Origin of the sequence: Microbacterium sp. NPDC012755, assembly GCF_042901325.1 — a bacterium.
Classification (GTDB): domain Bacteria; phylum Actinomycetota; class Actinomycetes; order Actinomycetales; family Microbacteriaceae; genus Microbacterium; species Microbacterium natoriense.
Window position 1 is genome coordinate 429,801 of record NZ_JBIBCT010000001.1, and the last position, 18,874, is coordinate 448,674.

An 18,874-nucleotide genomic window follows, 5' to 3' on the forward strand; every position below is an offset into this window, starting at 1 on the left:
TCTTCTCCTTTCTCTCAGTAGACGACAGACGACAGCTGGGCCGTCTCCTCGTGGGGCTGCTCTGTGGTGTCGGGGCCCTTCTGCGCGGCCTTCACGATGAGTCGGATCTCGACGACGGCGAGCGCCGCGTAGATCGCCGTGAAAGCGATCAGCGAGATGAGCACCTCGACGCCCGAGACGCCCGGCGAGACGCCGTCCTGCGTGGTCATGAGTCCGAACACGATCCAGGGCTGTCTGCCCATCTCGGTGAAGACCCAGCCCATGATGTTGGCGACGAGCGCGAGGGGGAACGACCAGATCGCGAGCTTCCACATCCAGGGAGCCGGGGGCTTCTTGGCGCCCTTGCGGGTCAGCCAGAGGCCGACGACGGCGACGAGCGCTGCGGCCATGCCGAGGCCGATCATCCAGCGGAACGCCCAGTACGTGACCCACAGGATCGGGGCGAACTCGGTCAGCCCGGTGTCGGCGAAGGTCGTCGCGTACTCGGCGTTGAGATCGTTGATGCCGTGCACGCAGGCGTCGAACGTGTGCGTCGACAGCAGCGACAGCAGGTACGGCACGCGGATGGAGAACAGCTCGGAGCTGCCGTCGGGGGTGCCCAGCGTGAACAGGCTGAACGAGGCGTCAGGACCGCAGACCGTGTTGAACGTGGCCTCGGCCGCCGCCATCTTCATCGGCTGCGCGGCGTACATCGCGAGGCCCAGCTGGTCGCCCGTGAGCACGACACCGGCGGTCGAGACGATCATCGCCCACAGACCGAACTTGAGCGAGATGCGCATGGTGTCGAAGTGCTGGCCGCGTGCGAGGTGCCAGGCCGAGACCGAGATCACGACGCCGGCGGCGAACATCAGGGCGCCGAAGATCGTGTGCGGGAAAGCGGCGAGCGCGACCGGGTTGGTCAGCAGCGCCCAGAAGTCGGTGAGCTCCGCCCGGTTCGTCTCGGGGTTGAAGGTGTAGCCGACCGGGTTCTGCATGAACGCGTTGGCGGCGATGATGAAGTACGCCGACAGGATGCTGCCGATCGAGACGCACCAGATGGTGGCAAGGTGCAGCTTCTGCGGGAGCTTGTCCCAGCCGAAGATCCACAGCCCGATGAAGGTCGCCTCGAAGAAGAAGGCGAGCAGCCCCTCGAAGGCCAGCGGGGCGCCGAACACGTCGCCGACGAAGCGGGAGTAGTCCGACCAGTTCATGCCGAACTGGAACTCCTGCACGATGCCGGTGACCACGCCCATGGCGAAGTTGATCAGGAAGATCTTGCCGAAGAAGCGGGTCAGGTGCAGGTACTGGACCTTGCCGGTGCGCACCCACGCGGTCTGGAAGATCGCCGCGACCAGCGCCATGCCGATCGTCAGCGGTACGAACAGGTAGTGGTAGACGGTGGTGAGGCCGAACTGCCATCGGCTCAGCGCCAGCGGATCAAGCCATTCCATGTGTCGCTCCTCGCACTTCGATCGACGGCACTCGCGCGTCGCCCAGCTGCACCGTGCACTCCGACTGCTCGCCGCGCACGCACTCCGCGGTGAGCGGCCCGCCGACCTCGGCGAGCACTCCCTGCATCAGGCTCAGATGGACCTGGCACAGCACGGGACGATCCTCCGGTCGCGCCGCCGCGTGAGGGCAGGGCGAGAGATCGACGGTCAGGCGCTCGTCGTCGACGACGGGCTCGAATCCGCTCTCCTCCAGGTGCTCGATCAGCGCGTCGAGCTGGTAGTCGGCCTCGCGTCCGAGTTCGGATGCCGCGGCCGGCAGCATCCTGCGCATGAGGTCTCCTCGCGCCGCCGCGGCCTTCGCCTTGTCGCGGGCGACGGCGCTGGAGGCCCCGGGGGCTCCCGTCGCGGCGCTGTAGAGGGTGCGAGGACGGCCGCGGGTGGAGCGGCGCTCGACCTCGGCGATCACGTAGCCGCCGTCGATCAGACGCTGCAGGTGCTCGCGCACGGTGTTGGCGTGGAGCCCGGTGGCCTCGCACAGCTCGCCGATCGAGCGGTCGGCTCGACTCTGCACCAGATGCAGGATCTGCACCCGGGAGAAGCTGGAGATCGGCCCGCAGACGGGCCCGGCGCTGGCCATGTCTCCATTATGTTCCGCCGCTCGGGGCCGCCGTGAGAATAGGGCCGTGAATAATGCCCGATCGCGATAGGGATGTCGGATGCCGCCGATAGCGGGGCCGTATGAGCATCGGCACGACCGGTCGAGGAGGCGTAGGAAACGGATACTCCGGCACGCGTCCGGCCCGACCTCGTCATGCCGGGGCGGTCGCACGGACGCCCGCGGCATCCGCCGTGGCCCCGGTGTCGGATGCCGCGGATAGCCTTGACCCATGGCCGCCCGAAAACCCGCTCCTCCCGCGTACGTCTGCACGGAGTGCGGGTGGACCACCGCCAAGTGGGTCGGGCGCTGCGGCGAGTGCCAGCAGTGGGGCACCGTGCAGGAGCAGGGCGCCCAGACCGGCATCCTCAATCGGGTGACGGCACTGGCCCCTTCTGCCGATCGCGCGGCCCGCCCGATCACCCAGATCACGACGACGGATGCGCCTCGCCGCACGAGCGGAGTCGGCGAGTTCGACCGTGTGCTGGGCGGCGGCATCGTGCCCGGTGCGGCGATCCTGCTCAGCGGCGAGCCCGGTGTCGGCAAGTCCACGCTCCTGCTCGAGGTCGCGGCTCAGGCCGCACGGGCAGACCGCCGCGTGCTCTACGCGAGCGCCGAGGAGTCGCCGGCGCAGGTGCGGCTGCGCGCGGAGCGGACCGGCGCCCTGCACGACGAGCTGTACCTGGCGAGCGAGACCGACCTCGCGACGATCCTCGGGCACATCGACGAGGTGCGCCCGCAGCTCGTGATCGTCGATTCGGTGCAGACGGTGTCGTCGTCGCTGAGCGACGGCGCGGCCGGTCAGCCGAGTCAGGTGCGCGAGGTCGCGGCGACGCTCATCAGAGTCGCCAAGGAGCGCAGCCTGCCGATCATCATCGTGGGCCACGTCACGAAAGACGGACAGGTCGCCGGCCCCCGCGTGCTCGAGCACCTGGTCGACGTCGTCTGCCACTTCGAGGGCGACCGTCAGACCTCGCTGCGGTTCCTCCGCGCGCTCAAGAACCGCTTCGGTCCGACCGATGAGGTGGGCTGCTTCGAGATGACCGGAGACGGGATCTCCGAGGTGCCAGACCCCTCAGGTCTGTTCCTGTCGCAGGGGGCGACCGAGCCGGGCACGTGCGTGGCGATCGCGCTCGAAGGCCGGCGCGCGATGCCGGTGGAGGTGCAGGCGCTCACCGTCAGCTCGTCGGCGCCCAACCCGCGCCGGGTGGTGCACGGACTCGACGCCTCCCGCGTGGCGATGGTGCTGGCCATCCTCGAGAGGCGCGCCGGCATCCCGACGAGCTCTCTCGACGTGTACGTGTCGACGGTCGGCGGGGTGCGGTTCACCGAGCCGGCAGCAGACCTCGCGATCGCGATCGCGGTGGCGGGGTCGATCCAGCACAGCTCGGTGCCGCGCACGGTGGCCGCGGTGGGAGAGCTCAGCCTGGCCGGCGAGGTGCGCCCGGTGACGCAGGCCGCGCAGCGTCGGTCGGAGGCCGCGCGACTGGGCTACGAGCAGGTGATCGACGATCGCTCGAAGACGCTCCGCGCGGCGCTCGGCGACATCCGCGCGCGCAGTGCCGCTCGACGCGACGAGCGCGACATCCCGCCGTTCTGAGCGGCGAGCGGAGCATGAAGCGTTTCGTCTCGCTCCGCTCGCTCAACGATCAGAAGCCGTCCCGCGGTCATCGAGCGAGGAGCACCGTGACCAGGCGACACGTCCCTCAGCCGCGGCTCAGGCGTCGAGGGCCTTCAGCAGTTCCTCCGGCGAGGCCTGCATCGGATGCGGGCCGGCGATGTCGAGGAACACCGTTGTGATCGGGTGCGTGACGAGGAACTTCCGCAGCCAGTCGGCCGAGTAGATCCCCACGCCCGGGGGCAGGTTCGCAGGCTTGTTCTTGGCGTCGCTGAACAGCAGCAGCGCGAGGTCGCCGCTCTTCGGGTCGCGGTAGGTCCACACCTCGCCGCTGTCGAGGGGGTTGTCCCGCGCACCCGGCGTGATGAGGGGCACGACCGTGGTGCCGTGCCGAAGGGCCAGCGCGACGGCCGCGACGTCCTGCTTCTCCAGGGCCTGCGCCAGAGCATCCGACCGGAAGTCCTCCGGCGCCGGCTTCTTCTTGGCGGGCTTCGCCTTCTTCGCTGCCATGACTCCAGCCTATTCGGCTCCACCGACGAGACGCGCTCGACCTGAACGCACCCCGGCGGTCGGGCACGGCACAGCGAGGCGCACGGGATGCCGCGGCGCTCCGCCTCCGAGGCGAGCGCGGCGCCGCATCGGGCACCGCGCGAATTTTCACGGCCCTGCGTCACGCGGCGGGCGAAGCCCTGCGGATACGATTGGGGCCCTCTCGAGTCCCACATTGGGGACTGGGGTACTCGAGAGGGCCCTCGAACTCTCGAGCGGCAAGTGTCGAAGCGCTGGGGACGCTGTAAGTCGACGCCACTGGGGATGGCATGTGATGCCGCATGTTCCCGAGAGTCAAGTCAATGGTATCCCAAAGAATCCGTGCTGTCTGCACGAATTCTGAGTTCACTGCGGTATTCGCGCTCAATAGAGCAGAATCTGCTTCGATCCCGCGGCCGGGAAGCCGCCGATCTGCACGTCGACGTGGTACGAGGCCCCTCCACCGGGGGCGCGCGGACGGTTCTCCGATCCGCACGTCTCCACGCTCGACCGGGTGCGATCCCACGCGACGGGCGTCTTGCTCTCGACGGTCGCGCCCGCGGCGAGCGTCGCGATCATGCTGCTCGGATTCTCCTGGCAGTCCGTCGACCGCCACCACACGTCGTCGCCGCTGGAGACCGTGAAAACCTGGGTCGTCGAGCCGACGTCCATCGTGCAATCGGCCGCGCCGTTGTTGGTGAGGCGGATAGAGAGCTGCGGCAGCACGCCGGGCTGGTAGCTCTCGGCATCCGTCACCGCCTCGACGACGATGTCCTTCGCCTCGCACGCGACGACACCCGGAGTCTCGGAAGCCGTGGGTTCGCCGCTCGGGGTCTCGGCGGCGTCCGTCGGGGTCGCGGTCGGAGTCGCCGACGACGATGCCGTCGGGGCGGGCTTCTCGGCGGCGCCCGCCCACGGCCGGGCGATCAGCAGCCACGCGGCGACGCCGATCACGGCGATGAGCAGGATCAGCCCGAGGAGCAGGACGAGCCGCCGACGACGGTAGACGGCTGCGGACTGACGGGGCATTCCTCCAGGCTAACCGAGGCTCTTGAGCATCCTGGTGTTGCCGAGCGTGTTCGGCTTGACGTGGGCGAGATCCAGGAACTCCTCGACGCCGGCGTCGCCGCTGCGGAGCAGCTGCGAGTACACATCGGGGTCGACGACCTGCTCGCCGATCGGGGTGAACCCGCGGCGCCCGAAGAACTCCACCTCGAAGGTCAGGCAGAACAGCCGCGAGAGTCCGAGCGTCCTGGCGTTGTCTTCGAGGCGATCGACGATCGCACGGCCGACGCCGTGGTGCAGCCACTCGTCGTTCACCATCAGGGTGCGGACCTCGCCGAGGTCCTCCCAGAACACGTGCAGCGCACCGCATCCGATCAGCACGCCGTCGGACTCGGCGACGACGAACTCCTGCACGGCGCCGTAGAGCACCGCCAGGTCCTTGCCCAGGAGGATCCGCTGCTCGACCATCGGCTGCAGCAGATTGCGGATGCCGATCACATCGGCGCTGCGCGCCGGCCGGACGATGTACTCGCTCACACCTCAAGCCTAGAACCACGCGCCCGCATGGACGCTGAACCGCGAATCCGTGCCCGCACCGACACCGGGGCACGAAGGAGGGGCGGATGCCGCGGCATCCGCCCCTCTCGGGATCCTGCTAGACGGTGACGATCACGTCGTCGCCGTCGACTCGTACGGGGACCGGGCGCAGCCCCACCCTCTGATCGGCGGGGTGCTTGCCGGTGAGGATGTCGAACTCGAAGCCGTGCCAGGGGCACACGATGTTGCGGTCGGTCGGGTGGAACCCGGGTCCGCCGCTCTTGAGGCCGTCCTCTCCCCTGACCAGCTGCACGGTGCGCGGCATGATCTTGCCCTGGCACACCGGGCCGCCCTGATGAGGGCAGACGTTGTACCAGGCGCGCACCTGATCGGCGTGGAAGTAGACGCCGAGCTCGGTGCCCTCCACGTCGACGACGATGCGCTCGCGCTCCTTGAGGTCGCCGAGGCTGGCGACCCTGACGTCTCTGCGGACCACTCGGGCGCTCATTCGGCCCTCCGGTACCAGATCGCCATGTCGAAGAGGTTCACGTCGGCGGCGTCGAGCAGGGCCGTGACGAGCACGACGGTCTCGGTGGCGTTCAGCGCGTCCTCGCGGATGGGCCAGGAGATCTTGCCCACGCGGTCGGTCTTGGCGGAGAACAGGCGGGCGGCGGCGTAGAGGACGTCGGCGATGTGCTCGTCGGAGACCTCGGCGCCGCGCTCCTCCTGCGCGATCCGAGCGGTGAGCTCCCCGAGCCGGGCGACGAGCCCGTCGAGCTCGGCGGCGACGGAGGAGACGGCGGTGGTGGTGTCAGTGGTCATGTCACGAGATCCCTGGTCGCTCCGCGAGCACCTGCTCGGCGGATGGCTTCTGTCGGTCGGTGGGGAGGTTGAACACGCGCGCCGCGTTCAGCCCGAGGATGTTGCGCTTGGCCTGCTCCGAGAGGAACGGCAGCCGCGTGATGGTCGACGGGGCGTCCCAGTCCCAGTGCGGCCAGTCCGAGGAGTACAGCAGCTGCGTCTCGGCGTTGAACGACTTCATGGTGGCCTCGAGCAGCTCCATGTTGGTGCGCTCCATGGGCTGCGTGGTGTACCACATCTCCTTCATGTACTCGCTCGGCAGCCGCTTCAGTCCCGGCGCCTCGCTCGGCCGCATGAGCACCTCGTGGTCCAGGCGCTGCATGAGGAAGGGGATCCACGCGAGACCGCTCTCGACCCACACCATCTTGAGCTTCGGGAAGCGCTCGGGCATCGCGTTGATGATCCAGTTGGTGACGTGGATCTGGTTGTAGTGCGTGAACGACAGCGCGTGCATCGACAGGAACCGGTTCAGCTGCGAGAACGACGGGTCGCCCCAGTGGTAGCCGGAGTGGAATGCGAGCGGCTTGCCGCTGTCCTCGATGAGCTTGTAGAGGCGCGTGTAGACATCGGAGTGCACCGGGTTGTTGCGGGTCGAGCACACCGTGTAGCCGATGATGCCCGGGTCGTCGGCGTACTTCTCGACGAGCTCCTCGCACACCTCCGGCGTGTTGTACGGCAGATAGAGCATGCCCTTCAGACGCGGGTTCGGCGGCAGGATGACCTCGGTCAGCCAGCGGTTGAACGCGCGGCCGAGCACCACCTCGACCTCGTCCTGCGGGTGCATGCCGAGCATGAGCATCGCGCTGGGGAACACGACCTGGAAGTCGAGGCCCATGGCGTCCATGCCGCGGCGGGCCGCCGTGACGAACGGATGTCCCTCGCCGGGGTCCACCGGTTCCTTGCGCCCCTGGTGGCCGATGCGGCCGCCGACGCTCTGGTGCGACATGCCGGGCTGGATGTTCAGCAGCGCGTTGTTGCCGCCGAAGCCGTGGAACTGGCTGAGGCCCAGATCGCGCCACACGTCGTTGTCGATGAGGTCGAGCACCTCGCCCCAGAAGTGGTCCTCCGAGACGTGCGCGTCGATGTCGACGATGAAGTAGTCGTCGTAGTCCTCCTTCGCCTGCTTGGTGGCGTGCGAGAGCACGTCGCGGCTGTCGGAGCGTCCGCCGATCTCGGCGAGCTCGCGGATGCGCGGCGCGTCGGATCGGGGGGTGGGCAGATCACTCATGTTCTTCCTCTCTGAAGGTCGGGGGCGCCTCAGCGCGGGGAGACGATCGCGTTCGTCTCGATGGTCAGGTAGTCGTCCTCCGACGCCTGGCGGCTGATGACGACGGCGCGGGCGGGGTTGACCGCGAACCGCAGCTCGTCGCCGGCCTGCGGCACGGCATCCGGGCTCAGGTCCGAGGTCTCGACGCGGACGCGCAGGGGCAGGCCGTCGACCCGGACGAGGAGGTTCACCGCGCTGCCGAGGTAGGTGGTGCGCTCCACGGTTCCGGTGAAGCGCCCCGCGCCGGATGCCGTGTCGTCCGTCGTCCTGACGTGGGCGGCACGGAAGGCGATGTCGGCGCGGTCGCCGACCGCGACGGAGGAGGTCGCGGTGCCGGCGACGACGAGGGCGGTGCCGTCGACGCGGACATCGGCGACGCCGCCGCTCACGGCGACGACGGATCCGGGGAGGATGTTCTGGAAGCCCATGAAGTCGGCGACGTAGGCCGACTGCGGGCGGTCGTAGAGCTCCGCCGGGGCGCCGTCCTGGACGATCTCGCCCTCGCTCATCACGATGATGCGGTCGGAGAGCGTGATCGCCTCCTCCTGATCGTGCGTGACGTAGACGGAGGTGGTCTCGAACTGGTTGTGCAGCGCCCGCACCTGCTGCCCCATCTGGTAGCGGAGCTTGGAGTCGAGGTTCGACAGGGGCTCGTCGTAGAAGATGATGCCCGGCCGGGCGGCCAGAGCACGCGCCAGTGCGACGCGCTGCTGCTGACCGCCCGACAGGGCGGTGACCGGACGCTTCTCGAACTCCGCGAGGCCGACGGCGGCGAGCATCTCGCGCATCCGCTTCTGGCGGTCCTGCGCTCCGAGCCTGGCCACCCTGAGCGGGTAGGCGACGTTCTCCGCCACGCTCATGTGCGGCCAGAGCGCGTAGCTCTGGAACACCATTCCGACCTGACGCTTGTCCGCGGGGACGAACGTCTTCCGGTCGGTGTCGACCACGATGCGATCGCCCATGGTGATGCGGCCCGTGGTCGGACGCTCCAACCCGGCCAGGCAGCGCAGCGTCGTCGTCTTGCCGCAGCCCGAGGGGCCGAGCAGGGTGACGAATTCGCCGGAGCCGATCGTGAGATCGAGTCCGTGCAGTGCCGATTTGCCGCCGTACCGCTTGGTGAGTCCGGAAACCAGGACCTCGGTCATGGGTGTCTCGCCTTCTCGCAGGAGATTCGGGAAAGGGGTGTTACTTCGTGAACTGCTCGGTGATGAAGTCGAAGTAGGGCTGGTTGAACTCGGGGTCGGAGTTCGCGAACGGGACGCGCTTGAGCTCGTTCAGCGGCGGCGTGCCCTCGGGGCCGGGGGCCTCGGGGGTCCAGCCGTAGGAGCGGTTCTTCTCGGCGAGCGCCTGCTGACCCTCGGGCGAGTAGAGCCAGTTGATGTAGAGCTGCGCGGCGTCAGGGTGCGGGCTCTTGTCGATGATGCACATGCCGGTGCGCGACATGAAGTTGCCGCCGTCGTCGAGCGGGAAGACCGCGGCGATCGGGCCGCCCTTCTCCTTCACGTCCTCGTAGAAGCCCTGGTACACGGCGATGCCGATCGGGAACCGGCCGCTCGCGACGTCCGCGGGCACGTTCGGCTCGGACTGCGCGAACTGCACGTCCTGCGCGGCGAGCTTCTCGATGTACGGCTTGCCCCAGGTGTCTTCGCTCTCGGGGACCATGAGCGAGGTGAGGATGTAGCGGATGCCGCCGGGCACCGTCGGGTCGCCGACGGTGATCTTGCCCTTCCACTTCGGGTCGAGCAGGTCGTCCCAGTTCTTCGGCGCCTCGTCCTCCTTGACCATGTCGGTGTTGTAGACGAAGACGAAGTAGCGCATCGCGTAGTAGGTCAGCCGGCCGTCGAAGTCGCCGGGGATCTCGAAGCCGTCTGGCGCCGTGCGCACGTCGGCCTGGGTGCAGATGCCGTCTTCGGCGGCGACCTGTGGCGACTCTCCGCCGTCGTAGATGTCGGCGATCTTGCTGCCGCTCTGGGCCTCGGCCTCGATCTTGGTGATGCTCTGCGCATCGGGCTGGTCCTGCTGGACCATCTTGATGCCGGGGAAGCGGTCGGTGAAGACCTTGAACAGGTCCTTCTGCGCCGAGACGCTGGGGCCGTACAGGACGATGTCGGTCTTGCCGTCGGCGACCGCCTTGTCGTACAGCTCGTTCATGTACGCGTTGCCGTCGGCGGTCGCGCCGGGCACCTCGATCGGCTTGTCGGGCTTGGCGGCGGCTCCGCCCGACGAGCAGGCGGTCAGGGCGGTGAGCGCACCGACGGCGATGAGAGCCGTGGTGAGCCGTGCTGTCTTGCGGGAGAACGTCATTATTCTGCCTCTCGGGTGTGTCAGGGTGTGATGCGGGTGAGGGGGACTGCGGGCGCGGCGCCTGTGCGTCCGCGCAGTCGCGTGCCGAGCTTCAGGGAGAGCGCGGCGATCGCGAGCACGGCCATGGCCGCGACGAGGATGATCATGAAGAGGGCGGCGCCCTGCGACATGTTGCCCTGGAGGAACTGCTGGAACGCGGTCAGCGAGACCGGCTGGAGTCCGGGCGGGGCGAGCAGCATCGGCACGGCGAGGTTGCCGGAGATGAACAGCGCCGAGAGGAACCAGCCCGACAGGAAGCTGGGGATGACCAGGCGCAGCACGATCGACAGCAGCACCCGCCAGGATCCGGCGCCCGAGGTGCGACCCGCCTCCTCCAGCTCCGGCGACAGCTGCGCGAGAGCGCCTTCCGCGATCCGGCTGGACACCGGGATGGTCGCCACGATGAGCACGAGCGTCATGAGGAAGGCCGAGCCGTAGAGACCGCGGAACGCCGGCACGTAGAGCACCGCGAACATGTAGGCGAGCGCCAGCACGATACCGGGGAGCGCCCACGGGATCCACACCGCGAACGACGTGTACGAGCGGATGAAGCCGGTGCGGCGTGCCGTGACGTACGCGGTGAGCATGGCGATCGCGATGGAGCCGAACCCGCCGATCACGGCCAACCAGGCGGTGAGCGCGAGGCTCGAACTGAACACGGGGTCGGTGAGCATCTCGACGTAGTTGTCGAAGGTCAGGCCGGTGCTCATGACCCCGAAGATCGGCTGCAGGCTGCCGAGGATCATCGCGAACAGCGGCAGCACGAGGTTGAGCAGCATGAACACGACGATCAGGGCGGTGAACACCCAGCGCACCGGGCCCAGCTCCTGCGGCTCGCGACGAGACGTCTTGCCGGTGAGGGTCGTGAAGCTGCGACCGCGCAGCAGCCACCGCTGGGCGATGAAGAGGGCGAGGACGAGCACGATGAGCACGAGGGAGAGCGCGAACGCCTTGGTGTACTCGGCCGGGGCCTGGTCGCGCACGTAGTGGTAGATCTGCGTGGAGAACACGAAGATGTTCGCCTGACGGCCGATCAGCTGGGGGCTGTCGAACGCCTGGAACACGAGGACCGCGATGAGGATGGCCGCGCCCGTGATCGCCGGCCCGACCGAGGGGAGCGTGATCGTGAAGAACGTCCGCACCGCGCCGGCGCCGCTGATCGCCGCCGCCTCGTCGAGGGACTGGTCGCGGTTCTTGAACGCACCGAGCATGAGCAGGTACGCGAAGGGCATGTAGCCGAGCGACATCAGCAGGATCAGGCCGCCCCAGCCCTGGATGTTCATGAACGGCTCTGTGGCGCCGAGCATCCGGGCGAACTGGTTGATGAGGCCGTTCTGCGCGTTGCCGAGCATGATCCAGCCGAGCGTGTGGAACAGCGGCGGCACGAAGAGGTTCACCGCCATGAGCGGCGTGAGGAGCGTGCGGCCGGGGACGTTGGTGTTCGCGGCGACCCAGGCGAACAGCCCGCCGCCGGCGACCGAGATCGTGCCGCAGACGAGCACGAGGATCACGGAGTTCCCCATCGTCGACCAGGTCGTCGGGTCCTGGAACGCCTCGACGAGGCCGCCGATCGTGAACGGGATGTTGTCGGAGGGGAGTCCGTCGCGGAAGGCGCCGATCACGATCATCGACACCGGGAACACGAAGATCAGGGTGAGCGCGGCGATGAAGACGGCCCACAGCGTGCCGCCGGTGACCGCCCGGCGCTGCGATGCACGCCGGTCGCGCTCGAAATCGATCGTCGCAGTCACTGCCGTTCCCTTCGCGCACACTGTGCGGGTCTGCGCCGCGGTCCGGTTCGGGTCCGAACCGCGGCGTTCGTGATGTCTGTCAGCGTACGAACCGTCGGGTGGATGGTTCTTCGGCGGCGGCTCCGAAGTCCTCTCCCCCGCCTCCGACACTGTGTCGGACCGGGGTCGGCATCGAGCCGCGAGGGTCAGAGGAGGGCGGTGAGTGCGGCGTCGTTCTCGGCCGGGAGGCCGACGGTGACGCGAACGCCCCCCGCATGCGGGAAGGGCCGGGCGAGCACGCCCTGCGCCTCGAAGCGCTCCAGCAGCTCGTCGGCGTCGCCGTGCACGAAGAGGAAGTTCGACTGGCTCGGCAGGAACGAGACCCCGCCGGCGCGCAGCGCCTCCTGCATCCGCTCCCGCTCTGCGACGATCACCGCGATGCGCTCGGCGGCGACGGCCTCCCCCGCGGGGCTGAAAGCGGCGATGACCGCAGCCTCGGCGACGCTGTTCAGCGCGAAGCCGACGGAGGTGCGGCGCAGCGCCTCGGCGATACGAGGGGAGGCGGCCGCGTACCCGGCGCGGATGCCGGCGAGCCCGTGCGACTTCGACAGCGTGCGCAGGATGACGAGGTTGGGGAACTCGTCGAGCAGTGCGGTCGTCGCCTCGAGGGGCTCGGCGGTGACGAACTCGCGGTACGCCTCGTCGAGCACGACGAGGACGGTCGACGGCACGTCGCGGAGGAAGGAGCGGATGCCGTCGGCGTCGACGAACCCGCCGGTGGGGTTGTTCGGGTTGCAGAGGTACGCGATGCGCGTCTCGGGCGTGATCGCGGCGGCCATGGCCGCGAGGTCCATCGCGCCGTCCTCGGCGAGGGCCACGGGGGTGCTCTGGGCGCCGGCGAGCGCGAGGGCCGCCGGGTAGGCCTCGAAGGAGGGCCAGCAGTAGACGCCGTGCACTCCGGGCTCGCACACGAGGCGGGCCAGCCCGTGCAGCAGGGACCCGGAGCCGTTGTCGATCGCGATGCGCTCGACGTCGAGCCCCATGGCGTCGGCGACGGCCGTACGGGCGGCGGTGCGGTGGTAGTCGGGGTAGCGGTGCGTCGAGCGGGCCGCCTTCTCCATGGCGTCGACGATCACCGGCGCCGGCTCCCAGGGCATCTCGTTCTGGGAGAGCCGGATGGGGGGCAGGGAGACGCGGGCGGGACGGTTGGGAGCGGCCAGCATCTTGTCGATCACGCTGCGGAACTCGAGAGTCATAGGGGCGCCTCCTCGGGGCGAGGGCAATTATCAATATTGAATATGAACATTATTGAAACGGACCTCCCCTGTCAACCCTCCAGGGGCGGATCTCAGGCTCGGGAAGCCCGGGATATCAGGACAGGACGGCCGCCATCGACGAGCCGCGGTGACGCTCGACCGCCGACGAGGCGAGCGCGTGATCGCGACGGGCGACGGCGGCGGCGAAGTCGAGATGGGTCTGCAGCCGCTCGGGCGTGGTCGGCGCCGTCGCGCCCTCCAGCTCCTCCACGATGATGTAGTCGACGAGGTTCGTGTAGAGGCTCCGGAGCAGCTCGTTCGGAGTGATGCGCGCGATGCGCGCATGCAGCGCCCAGTTGGCGTTCGACGCCTCCGGCGTGCCCCACGCGGCCTTCAGCGCGTCGGCGCAGCGCTGCACCTCGGCGATGTCGGCATCCGTGGCGAACTCCACGGCGTCGTGCAGGATCGTGCTGTCCAGCGCGTCGAGGACCCGCAGGCAGTTCGTGACGGTCGCCGTGCTCTCCCGCAGCCGCAGCAGCTGATCGCTGAGCTGGGTGAACGGCGAGCGGTCGGCGACGAAGATGCCGCCGCCGGGGCCGGGCTTGGCGTCGACGATGCCCCGCGAGCGCAGCAGCTGGATGGCCTCGCCGAGGGTGGCCGGGGCGACGCCGAACCGCGCGGAGAGCTCCTGCCGCCGCCCGATGAAGTGACCGGGCTTCCAGGCCTCCGTCGTGATCTCCTGCTCCAGCGCGCGGGCGACCTGCACCGCGACGGCGGCATTCGTGATCTGCGACACCGCGCACCCCCTTCATTTCCCGTGACGACGCACCGAGCGCACGCGTGTCTACACAGTAGACGCACGCAGACGGAGCGCGCACCCGGCGATCGATTATATTGATCACCCTCTGTTCCGGAGCATCCATGACGCCCCGGAGACGGCGGGGACCGGCGCGACCGGACCCCGCCGTCAGGGATCAGTGCTTGCGCTCGTGGATGAATCCCCACGGCGACGGGAACACGTCGACGGGCACCTTGATCACGGCGGGCCGCCCGTTCAGGATCGCCTCGCCGATCGCGCGCTGCACGGCATCCGCATCCTGTGCGAGCGAGAAGTCGATGCCGAACGCCATCGCGAGCAGCTCGAAGTCGGGGTTCGTGAGGTCGGAGCCGATGAAGCGCCCCCCGTAGGTGTCGCGCTGGATGCGCCACACGTTTCCGAACCTGCTGTCCTCGAACAGCACCGTGATGAGAGGGATGCCGTACTTCTTGGCCGTGGCGAACTCCTGCAGCGACCAGCCGATGCCACCGTCGCCGGTGACGACGACCACGGGGCGGTTGCCCGCGCCGACCGCGGCACCCAGCGCCGTGGGCATGGCGTAGCCGAGCGTGCCCTGATAGCCCGGCCACACGTAGGAGCGCGGCGCCTGCACCGGGAAGCCGTAGGTGGAGACGTAGCCGATCTGGGTGAGCTCGTTCACGAAGATGCCGTCGGCCGGCAGCGCGGCGCGGATCGCGTCGACGAACGCCATCTGCGGAGCGACCTGCTCGCGGACGCGGGCCTCACCCTCCGCACGGAGGCGGGCGATCTCCGCACCCCAGCCCTCCTGCGGCCGCAGCCGCTCGACGAGGGCCGCGAGCACGGCGGTGGCGTCGGCGTTCACGGAGATGTCGGGGCGACGCGGAGCGCGCAGATCGTCGGGGTCGACGTTCACGAGCGCGAGGCGGGCATCGCCGACGTTCAGCTGCTGACCGAACGGGGTGAGGAAGCGGCTGCCGAAGGAGACGACGGCATCCGCCGACTCGCGCAGCTCCCACAGGGAGAACGCGGGGAGCGCGTGCGGGTCGCGCGCGTCGATGGCTCCGCGGCCGTTCTCGCTCATCACGACGGGGGCGTCGAGTAGCTCGGCGAGGCGGGACAGCAGCTCGAAGGCGCGCTGTCCGCGGACGCCGCCGCCCACGTGGATGACCGGTCGGCGGCTCGCACGCAGCAGCGCGGCGATCTCGGCCACCCCGTCTTCCGGTGCGACCGGCGGCTCGACGGCGAACGGCTCCCCCACCTCGACGTCGATCTCGGCGTGCAGGAGGTCGGGGCCGAGCTCGAGCGCGACGGGACGGGGCCGCCCCGTGCGCATCTGGCGGAAGCCCTCGTGCACGAGCTCGGGGATCTCCTCGGCGCGCGTCGGCCGTGCCGTCCACTTGGTGAGGCCCTCGATGGTCTCGCTCTGCTTCGGGATCTCGTGCAGGGCGCCGAGACCCGAGCCGACGAGCGTCGACGGGATGGTGCCGGCGAGCAGCATGACCTGCGAGGAGCACGCGTAGGCGGTGGCCATGCCCGCACCCGCGTTGAGGACGCCGGGTCCGGGGACCACCATCGCGACGCCGGGGCGCCCGGTGACGCGGTGATAGCCGTCTGCCATGTAGGTGGTGCTCTGCTCGTGCCGCGGCACCATCAGGTGCACCTCGTCCTGGCGGCGGTACATGCCGTCGGTGAGGCCGTCGAGCTGGACTCCGGGGATGCCGAACACCGTGTCGGTCCCCTCGCTGATCAGAGCCTGGGTGAGCGCGTCGCCGCCTGTCATCTTCGCCATACTGGTCGCCTCTCGTGTAATTGACTATAATGAATATAGATCTAATCTCCGCTGCGCGACAAGTCGGCCGGTTCTCCGGCATCCGATCCACGGCGCGGAGGAACGGAAGAGATGCGCATCGCGGCGCACGGAGAGGTGGACGATGAATCTCGAAGGACAGGTCCAGGCGTACGCCGACCGACTCGGACGACCCATCATCGTGTTCGACGTCGACTTCAACGTCATCGCCTTCAGCGTGCACGACCGCGACGTCGACCACGCCAGGCTGGCGATCATCCTCGCGCACAAGGGCTCCTCCCGTGCGCGCGAGTCGATCCGCGAATACCGCGTCGGCCACGCCGACGGCCCCGTCCGCATCCCCCCGATGGACGGCGGTCTGACCAGGCACGTCGCCCCCGTGCGGCACGACGGACATCTCGTCGGCTACGTCTCCTCGACGATCCCCGAGGAGACACCAGACGAGGAGCTCGCCGAAGACGACGTCATCCGCTCCTCCCGCGACCGCATCGGCGTGACCCTCGCCGCGATGGCTCTCGGCAACAGGGAGGACGAGGACCGCGCACTCCGACTCCTCACCGCCCTCCTCGACGGCGACGCCGAGCAGCGCACGAGAGCAGCCGACGAGCTGCTCACGGGCGGCCTCATCTCCCCCGTGCCGCACTACACCGTGATCACGATCTCGGCACCGCCGACCGTCGATCCGGGCTCGGCCGCCCTGCGGCTCGTGCTCGACCGTGCGCTCTCCGGCATCCCCGTCTTCCCCACCCTGAAGGCCGTCGGCACGGTGGTCGACGGCGAGGCCGTGCTCGTCGTCCCCTACGAGATCGACCACGAGCGCCTCACCGCCCTCCTCGCGCAGCCGGCGTTCACCGGCCTTCGCGCAGGGGTCGGCGGCGCGCACGCACCACTCGCCGAGGCGCACCGTTCCCGACGCGAAGCGCGCATCGCCGCACGAGGGGCCGCGATCGATCCGACCAGGGGACGCGTCGTGCACTGGAGCGACCTCGGACTCGACAGGGTGCTGCTGCAGCTCCCGCTGGAGAAGCTCGCGCTCGGCGACCTCCCCGAGCCGGTGCAGCGCATCCTCGACGCGCAGTCCGGTCCCGATCTCGCCCAGACACTGGAGGCCTACCTCGACTTCGGCTGCGACGCGCAGCGCACCGCCCAGGAGCTGCACGTGCACCGCAGCACGCTGTACTACCGCCTCGACCGCGTCCGCGCCATCGCCGACGTCGATCTCGCCGACGGCTTCGTCCGCCGCGAACTGCACACCGCCCTGCGAGTGGCGACGCTCGCCGGGCTCCGCTGACCCCATCCGCACGCCCCACCCGGCGACCGCCGGGGGAAGGAACCAGACATGAACGCCCTCCTCACCACCGTCAGCGCCGACCCCGCCCTCGGCCGCCCGATCCTCGACGCCGCCACCCGCGAGGTCGTCGGCCACGCCCCGGTGCAGACCGTCGCCGATCTTGACGCGGCGATCGCCGCGGCATCCGCAGCGCAGCCCGCCTGGGCCGCCCTCGGGCATGCCGAGCGCGCGCGGCTCATGCGCCTCGCCGCCGACGACATCGACGCGCACGCCGACGAGCTCGGCGAGATCATCACGCACGAGCAGGGCAAGGTCGCCGGAGCCGGAGAGGCACACGGCGCGGCGCACTGGCTTCGTGGCGCGGCGGACACCGTGCTCGAACCGCAGCAGCTGGGCGCGGGGGCCGAGCTGCACTACGTGCCTCTCGGCGTCGTCGCCTCGATCGGTCCGTGGAACTTCCCGGTCATGATCGCGGTGTGGCACCTCGCCCCCGCGATGCGGATGGGCAACACCGTGGTCATCAAGCCCTCGGAGAACACCCCGCTCAGCGTCCTCGCCCTCGTCGAGATCCTGAACCGCCACCTTCCGGCCGGGGTCGTCACGGCGGTCTCCGGCGATCGCGAGGTGGGAGCCGCCCTCGCCTCGCACCCCGACATCGCGAAGATCGTCTTCACCGGATCGACCGCCACCGGGCGGCGCATCGTCGAGAGCTCCGCGGCGAACCTCGCACGCCTCACCCTGGAGCTCGGCGGCAACGACGCGGGCATCGTGCTGCCGGGAACGGATGTCGAGGCCGTCGCCGACACCCTGTTCTGGGGCGCGTTCATGAACACCGGGCAGGTGTGCGCCGCCCTCAAGCGCCTCTACGTGCACGACTCCGTGTACGACGAGACCGTCGCCGCCCTCGCCGCCAGGGCCGAGGCGGCGCCGATCGGCTCGGGCCATGACAAGTCGAACAGGCTCGGCCCTGTGCAGAACCCCGCGCAGTTCGACATCGTCGCGCGACTCGTCGACGACGCCCGCGACCGCGGAGCCCGCATCGTCACCGGCGGCGAACCCGCACCCGAGCTCGGGCCGCTCTTCTACCGCCCGACCATCGTCGCCGACATCGACGACGATGCCGCGGTCGTCGCCGAGGAGCAGTTCGGCCCGGTGCTCCCCGTCATCCGCTACTCCGACGTGGACGACGCGATCCGCCGCGCCAACGGCACCGAGCAGGGACTCGGCGCCTCGGTCTGGGGAGCGGATGCGGATGCCGCCACGGCGGTCGCCGAGCGCCTCGACGCCGGCACCGTGTGGATCAACCAGCACGGCGGCGTCGACCCCTCCATCCCCTTCGGCGGCACGAAGGCCTCGGGCTACGGCCTCGAGTTCGGCGTCGAGGGGCTGAAGGCGATGGCCGCGACGAAGGTCATCCGCCGCTGACCCCTCCACCCCGGCACCTCCCGTTCGGGAGGAGATCGCACGCTCGGGAGGAGAACTCACCTTCGGGAGGAGAACTCACGCTTGGGAGGAGGAATCCCCGCCAAGACTCCTCCCGAACAGGACTTCTCCTCCCGAACACGCGAAAGCACTTCCAAACCCGAGGCGAGCCCCCGTCGCACGTTCGGGAGGAGAACTCACCCTCGGGAGGAGAAATCCCCGCCAGCACTCCTCCCGAACAGGATTTCTCCTCCCGACACGCGAAAGCACGCCCAGACCCGAGCACGCGGGGAGTCCCGAGGGTGCGAGTCGCGAGGGAGAACCC

17 protein-coding genes are annotated in these 18,874 nt (G+C 69.4%); 3 read left to right on the forward strand and 14 right to left on the reverse strand.

The annotated features are described in order from the left end of the window. Positions 1-14: 14 nt before the first annotated feature. Both ACFY5A_RS02175 and ACFY5A_RS02180 read right to left on the reverse strand, forming a co-directional pair. A complete protein-coding gene (locus ACFY5A_RS02175) occupies positions 15-1,430 on the reverse strand; it encodes a cytochrome ubiquinol oxidase subunit I (protein ID WP_105672892.1) in 1,416 nt (471 codons plus the stop codon). Further along, the gene (locus tag ACFY5A_RS02180; protein ID WP_223585876.1) at positions 1,417-2,067 is read right to left on the reverse strand and encodes a metalloregulator ArsR/SmtB family transcription factor; all 651 of its coding nucleotides are present in this window, start codon (positions 2,065-2,067) and stop codon (positions 1,417-1,419) included. Before ACFY5A_RS02180 ends, ACFY5A_RS02175 begins: the two co-directional genes overlap by 14 nt. Before the next feature lie 250 nt (positions 2,068-2,317). Here ACFY5A_RS02180 and radA point away from each other — a divergent pair, with 250 nt between their 5' ends. Then, a complete protein-coding gene (gene radA, locus ACFY5A_RS02185; protein ID WP_341941290.1) occupies positions 2,318-3,685 on the forward strand; it encodes a DNA repair protein RadA in 1,368 nt (455 codons plus the stop codon). Positions 3,686-3,802: 117 nt separating this feature from the next. Here the strand turns inward: radA and ACFY5A_RS02190 are convergent, their stop codons facing one another. From ACFY5A_RS02190 to ACFY5A_RS02245, 12 genes are all read right to left on the reverse strand, one after another. Beyond that, complete coding sequence (locus tag ACFY5A_RS02190; protein ID WP_105672895.1) at positions 3,803-4,213, reverse strand: dehydrogenase; 411 nt, start codon at positions 4,211-4,213, stop codon at positions 3,803-3,805. A gap of 402 nt (positions 4,214-4,615) precedes the next feature. Beyond that, positions 4,616-5,260: a hypothetical protein gene (locus tag ACFY5A_RS02195; protein ID WP_387231529.1), complete on the reverse strand. Its 645-nt coding sequence runs from the start codon at positions 5,258-5,260 to the stop codon at positions 4,616-4,618. Positions 5,261-5,269: 9 nt separating this feature from the next. Then, entirely contained in the window at positions 5,270-5,773 is a 504-nt protein-coding gene (locus ACFY5A_RS02200; protein WP_223585874.1) for an amino-acid N-acetyltransferase, read from the reverse strand. Between the two features lie 118 nt (positions 5,774-5,891). Further along, positions 5,892-6,281 carry a Rieske 2Fe-2S domain-containing protein gene (locus ACFY5A_RS02205; RefSeq protein WP_105672898.1) on the reverse strand — a complete coding sequence of 130 codons (390 nt, stop codon included), beginning with the start codon at positions 6,279-6,281 and terminating at the stop codon, positions 5,892-5,894. After that, positions 6,278-6,595: a hypothetical protein gene (locus tag ACFY5A_RS02210; RefSeq protein WP_105672899.1), complete on the reverse strand. Its 318-nt coding sequence runs from the start codon at positions 6,593-6,595 to the stop codon at positions 6,278-6,280. Before ACFY5A_RS02210 ends, ACFY5A_RS02205 begins: the two co-directional genes overlap by 4 nt. 1 nt (position 6,596) lies before the next feature. Continuing rightward, a complete protein-coding gene (locus ACFY5A_RS02215) occupies positions 6,597-7,862 on the reverse strand; it encodes an amidohydrolase family protein (protein WP_105672900.1) in 1,266 nt (421 codons plus the stop codon). Between the two features lie 29 nt (positions 7,863-7,891). Beyond that, a complete protein-coding gene (locus ACFY5A_RS02220; RefSeq protein WP_387231531.1) occupies positions 7,892-9,046 on the reverse strand; it encodes an ABC transporter ATP-binding protein in 1,155 nt (384 codons plus the stop codon). Between the two features lie 40 nt (positions 9,047-9,086). Then, positions 9,087-10,205, reverse strand: a complete 1,119-nt coding sequence (locus ACFY5A_RS02225; protein WP_223585873.1) for an ABC transporter substrate-binding protein — start codon at positions 10,203-10,205, stop codon at positions 9,087-9,089. A 20-nt stretch (positions 10,206-10,225) separates the two neighbouring features. Continuing rightward, positions 10,226-11,995, reverse strand: coding sequence for an iron ABC transporter permease (locus tag ACFY5A_RS02230; protein ID WP_341941287.1), 1,770 nt, complete (start codon positions 11,993-11,995; stop codon positions 10,226-10,228). 185 nt (positions 11,996-12,180) lie between these two features. Further along, positions 12,181-13,230 carry a pyridoxal phosphate-dependent aminotransferase gene (locus tag ACFY5A_RS02235; protein ID WP_387231533.1) on the reverse strand — a complete coding sequence of 350 codons (1,050 nt, stop codon included), beginning with the start codon at positions 13,228-13,230 and terminating at the stop codon, positions 12,181-12,183. A gap of 115 nt (positions 13,231-13,345) precedes the next feature. Then, a complete protein-coding gene (locus tag ACFY5A_RS02240) occupies positions 13,346-14,026 on the reverse strand; it encodes a FadR/GntR family transcriptional regulator (RefSeq protein WP_105672905.1) in 681 nt (226 codons plus the stop codon). A 178-nt stretch (positions 14,027-14,204) separates the two neighbouring features. Next, the gene (locus ACFY5A_RS02245) at positions 14,205-15,818 is read right to left on the reverse strand and encodes a thiamine pyrophosphate-binding protein (protein ID WP_387231535.1); all 1,614 of its coding nucleotides are present in this window, start codon (positions 15,816-15,818) and stop codon (positions 14,205-14,207) included. Between the two features lie 142 nt (positions 15,819-15,960). On the opposite strand from ACFY5A_RS02245, the gene ACFY5A_RS02250 reads away from it, so the two are divergent. Next, a complete protein-coding gene (locus tag ACFY5A_RS02250; RefSeq protein ID WP_386950816.1) occupies positions 15,961-17,127 on the forward strand; it encodes a PucR family transcriptional regulator in 1,167 nt (388 codons plus the stop codon). Between the two features lie 48 nt (positions 17,128-17,175). Then, the gene (locus ACFY5A_RS02255; protein ID WP_341941282.1) at positions 17,176-18,552 is read left to right on the forward strand and encodes an aldehyde dehydrogenase family protein; all 1,377 of its coding nucleotides are present in this window, start codon (positions 17,176-17,178) and stop codon (positions 18,550-18,552) included. Positions 18,553-18,874: the final 322 nt, after the last annotated feature.

What these genes read in the sequence shown, in the direction of transcription:
- ACFY5A_RS02175 (WP_105672892.1), bottom strand. Translation starts at nt 1,430, where the DNA reads ATGGAATGGCTTGATCCGCTGGCGCTGAGCCGATGGCAGTTCGGCCTC.
- ACFY5A_RS02180 (WP_223585876.1), bottom strand. Translation starts at nt 2,067, where the DNA reads ATGGCCAGCGCCGGGCCCGTCTGCGGGCCGATCTCCAGCTTCTCCCGG.
- radA (WP_341941290.1), top strand. Translation starts at nt 2,318, where the DNA reads ATGGCCGCCCGAAAACCCGCTCCTCCCGCGTACGTCTGCACGGAGTGC.
- ACFY5A_RS02190 (WP_105672895.1), bottom strand. Translation starts at nt 4,213, where the DNA reads ATGGCAGCGAAGAAGGCGAAGCCCGCCAAGAAGAAGCCGGCGCCGGAG.
- ACFY5A_RS02195 (WP_387231529.1), bottom strand. Translation starts at nt 5,260, where the DNA reads ATGCCCCGTCAGTCCGCAGCCGTCTACCGTCGTCGGCGGCTCGTCCTG.
- ACFY5A_RS02205 (WP_105672898.1), bottom strand. Translation starts at nt 6,281, where the DNA reads ATGAGCGCCCGAGTGGTCCGCAGAGACGTCAGGGTCGCCAGCCTCGGC.
- ACFY5A_RS02210 (WP_105672899.1), bottom strand. Translation starts at nt 6,595, where the DNA reads ATGACCACTGACACCACCACCGCCGTCTCCTCCGTCGCCGCCGAGCTC.
- ACFY5A_RS02215 (WP_105672900.1), bottom strand. Translation starts at nt 7,862, where the DNA reads ATGAGTGATCTGCCCACCCCCCGATCCGACGCGCCGCGCATCCGCGAG.
- ACFY5A_RS02220 (WP_387231531.1), bottom strand. Translation starts at nt 9,046, where the DNA reads ATGACCGAGGTCCTGGTTTCCGGACTCACCAAGCGGTACGGCGGCAAA.
- ACFY5A_RS02225 (WP_223585873.1), bottom strand. Translation starts at nt 10,205, where the DNA reads ATGACGTTCTCCCGCAAGACAGCACGGCTCACCACGGCTCTCATCGCC.
- ACFY5A_RS02235 (WP_387231533.1), bottom strand. Translation starts at nt 13,230, where the DNA reads ATGACTCTCGAGTTCCGCAGCGTGATCGACAAGATGCTGGCCGCTCCC.
- ACFY5A_RS02245 (WP_387231535.1), bottom strand. Translation starts at nt 15,818, where the DNA reads ATGGCGAAGATGACAGGCGGCGACGCGCTCACCCAGGCTCTGATCAGC.
- ACFY5A_RS02250 (WP_386950816.1), top strand. Translation starts at nt 15,961, where the DNA reads ATGAATCTCGAAGGACAGGTCCAGGCGTACGCCGACCGACTCGGACGA.
- ACFY5A_RS02255 (WP_341941282.1), top strand. Translation starts at nt 17,176, where the DNA reads ATGAACGCCCTCCTCACCACCGTCAGCGCCGACCCCGCCCTCGGCCGC.